The organism is Mesorhizobium sp. M7A.F.Ca.CA.003.01.2.1 (genome assembly GCF_003998945.1).
GTDB lineage: Bacteria > Pseudomonadota > Alphaproteobacteria > Rhizobiales > Rhizobiaceae > Mesorhizobium > Mesorhizobium ciceri.
Genome location: NZ_RZRA01000671.1, coordinates 1 through 3,243, shown reverse-complemented (window position 1 = coordinate 3,243; position 3,243 = coordinate 1). Strand labels below are relative to the sequence as shown.

Below are 3,243 nucleotides of genomic sequence, written 5' to 3'. Positions count from 1 at the left end.
TGACATGGAACACCCAGAACATGAAGCCGGCGCCGGAGACGTGAGTGGGCATCTCCCGGTGAAAGGCGCGCATCAGGGCTGCGACGCGGCCAAGATTGGCGCGTACGTCCTCGGCGAGATAGGTCTTGACGCCGAGAAACTCTGTGACCATGATGCCCGGTTCGGCATGGCGGACGGCCGGCGCGAAACCGGCGGCATGCGCCGCCCGCGCCGTCATCACCTCGCGCTCGCGAAAGACATGGTGGAACGGATAGTCCTTGCCGAAGCGCACGACGTGTCGTCCCGCCGCGTCCGTGACCACATAATTCGCGTTGCTCAGACCGCCGGGCAGCGGTGCGATCTCGATGCCACCGGTCCAGCAGGGCAGGGCGCGGATGCGGTCTTCGGCGGTCACGGAATCATCCCTGGTTTGCTGGGCTTCGACAAGGCGCCGTGAACAGCGCAACGACGGCGGGGAGAAACGTAAATAATCTCGTCGGTGCGGGACGCCAGGATCGGTATCCCGCACCGCACCGACGAGCCCCTTGGCCAGGTTTTTGAGCCCGGCATCCGCCCCCGCGGATCTGAAAATTCCTTGTACAGGCACGTTCCAAACGGCCTGATCGCTGAGTTGCGGCTCTGCCCCCAGTCGCAGATCTGAAGCCTGTTAATGTCTTTGATTTCACGCCAGGGTTTCCCGCTTGTCAATAAAAAGCTGTGACTTTTTTTGGGTATTTTGCCTGAAAGCATAAGGTAGTTCCTTTAAAAGCAATTGAATTACCTTAGAATCGGTCAAGAGCATCAGTTCGGGAAACCAGATGGCCCAGTCCAAACGACACGGCGAGATCCTGCGGCTCCTGCAGGAAGAGGGCACCGTCACCATCGCCAGTCTGGCCGACCGGCTGGGCGTGTCGCTCGAGACGGTGCGCCGCGACGTCAAGCCGCTGACCGGTGATGGCTCTGTCCTCAAGATGCATGGCGCCATCGGCCTGCCGTCAATGATCGGCGAAGCGCCGTTCGAGCGGCGCATGCGTGAGAACGCCGACGCCAAGCGCGTCATTGCCCGCATGGTCGCCGCCACCATCCGCGACGGGGAATCCATCATGCTCGACACCGGAACGACGACCTCGTTCCTTGCGCGTGAACTGCTCGGCCACCGGCGCCTGACGGTCGTCACCAATTCCTCGGACATCGCCCGCACGCTGGCCACCATCAACGGCAACAAGGTCTATATGGCCGGCGGCGAGTTGCGCAGCGATTCCGGTGCTGCTTTCGGCGCCTCGGCGATCGATTTTGTCAGTCGCTTCTCGGTCAGTCACGCCATCATTTCCACCGGGGGCGTCGACGCGGTGATGGGCGTCATGGATTTTGATCTGGATGAGGCCGAGTTCGCCCGCATGGTGCTGTCGCGCGGCCAGCGGTCCCTCGTCATCACCGATCACTCGAAATTCGGCCGTCTTGGTCTGGTCCAGGTCTGCGGCTTCGACAGCTTTTCCGAACTCGCCACCGACCGCTCGCCGCCGCACGACCTGGCCGCCGCCCTTGCGCAGGCCGGCGCCCGGCTCAGCATCGCCGGCGCGGAAGCCGGGTTCTAGCCGAAGACCAGCGATTGGTGGGCGCAGACGCCCGCAAAGGTGCCACCCGATACTGCAAGGGCGATGTTGTGCATCGAACGTGCCGCGTCGCCGGCGGCGTAGACGCCGGGCACGGTCGTCTGCTGCCTGTCGTCGACTGATATCACCGGGCCGAGGAGGCCTTCGGTGAAGCCGCAGCCGAGCTGTTCGGCCAGCGGGCTGGCCATGATATTGCGCGGAGCGGTGAACACCGCCCTGACGCCGGCCTTTCTGCCGTCGTCGAGGTGGACGATCAATCCGCCGGAGCCGTCTTCCTCTAGCTCGGCAACGCTGGTGGGCTCAAACCGCACCTTTCGGCTCTCCAGCGCGCGCATCTGCTCTGTGTCAGGCTCGAACAGGCCATTGCCGAACAGCGTGACATCGCCCCAATCGGTGATCAGCTGTGCCTGATGCATGGACATCGGACCGGTTGCGAGCACGCCGAGCGGCCCGCCGGAAACTTCGTAGCCGTGGCAATAGGGGCAGTGCAGCACGCTCTTTCCCCAGAGCTCGGCAAGCCCGGCAACCTCCGGCAGGATATCGCGCACCCCAGTGGCCAGTACCAGCCGTGCCGCGCCGAATGTCTCGCCACCCTCGGTGGTGATTTCGAAATCGCTGCTGCCAGCGGCAAGGGCCTTGTCGGCGCGCCCGTCGACAACCCTGGCTGTCGGATAGGCCAGTAGTTGGCGCCTTGCGTCATCCAGGATTGCGCCGGGCGCGCGCCCGTCATGTCCGAGGAAGCCGTGCGAATGCTCGGCAAAGCGGTTGCGCGGCCGGCCGGCGTCGATCACCAGCACCTTGCGTCCTGCCCGCGCCACCTGGATGGCGGCGGACAGGCCGGCAAAGCTGCCGCCGACGACGGCAAGATCATACTGCATGGCTGGAGACTCCAATGAGGTCAAAACGGCGGCGGAAATCGGCGGTCAGGTCAGCCAGCGTGATGCGGCTCAGCTTCTCCGCCAGCAGCCTTTCGGCGGCGTTGCGAAAATCGTCGAGCACGGCGATCACCGCCTGCTCGACGAGGCAGCCGGGGCTTTCCGGATCGGTGCTGAACGGCAGCAGTGTCTCGCCAAGGGCGACGCTGATCTCGGCCAGGGATATTTTCTCGGGCGCCCGCCCGAGCAGCCAGCCGCCACCGTGCCCGCGCGACGAGGTGACGATGCCGGCGTCGCGCAAGCCTGCGATGGTGCGGCGGACCACCACCGGATTGGTGTGGATGAAGGTGGCAAGCTGCTCGGAGGTCAGCGCCTGTTCGGGCTTCTCGGCCATGTGGACGAGAATGTGCAGGGTAGAGGACAGTCGGCTGTTGCGCTTCATGTAACTTAGTTAGTTACGATTGGTGTCGATGTCAAACACGTCTCGTCCGCGCCGAGGCGCAATGTCCACGCAATCCATTCGCGGCAAACAGAACCAGTCGGTGCGCGATTCGCCTCGTATGCCGGCGCCAAGGCGTCGGACCCGACATATGCAACGGATTTCGGGTCCGACGCTGACTGCAGCAAACGCCACGCCGACCGATCGAAGCGTTGGATCCAGGATGAAGGTTGCCTGATGCTTTGTCTTTTCTCCAGAGATGGACCGTGGCACCGTTTGGTGTCGGCGTCACCATGTCGCTTCGCATGACGGGGCCGCTGGCAGCCATCCTCGGCTT

4 protein-coding genes are annotated in these 3,243 nt (G+C 64.0%); 1 reads left to right on the top strand and 3 read right to left on the bottom strand.

The features are described 5' to 3' along the window. Window positions 1–394 (bottom strand): phosphotransferase (locus EN969_RS23420; protein ID WP_164758439.1); only part of this gene is annotated, 394 nt, incomplete at its 3' end. A gap of 403 nt (window positions 395–797) precedes the next feature. Here EN969_RS23420 and EN969_RS23415 point away from each other — a divergent pair. Next, window positions 798–1,574, top strand: a complete 777-nt coding sequence (locus tag EN969_RS23415) for a DeoR/GlpR family DNA-binding transcription regulator (protein WP_013528029.1) — start codon at window positions 798–800, stop codon at window positions 1,572–1,574. Here the strand turns inward: EN969_RS23415 and EN969_RS23410 are convergent. Together EN969_RS23410 and EN969_RS23405 are read right to left on the bottom strand one after the other, a co-directional pair. Further along, complete coding sequence (locus EN969_RS23410) at window positions 1,571–2,470, bottom strand: NAD(P)/FAD-dependent oxidoreductase (RefSeq protein ID WP_063169920.1); 900 nt, start codon at window positions 2,468–2,470, stop codon at window positions 1,571–1,573. The two genes, EN969_RS23415 and EN969_RS23410, sit on opposite strands and share 4 nt — an antisense overlap. After that, window positions 2,460–2,909, bottom strand: a complete 450-nt coding sequence (locus EN969_RS23405; protein ID WP_063169921.1) for an Rrf2 family transcriptional regulator — start codon at window positions 2,907–2,909, stop codon at window positions 2,460–2,462. The genes EN969_RS23410 and EN969_RS23405 overlap by 11 nt, the downstream gene beginning before the upstream one ends. Between the last annotated feature and the right edge of the window lie 334 nt (window positions 2,910–3,243).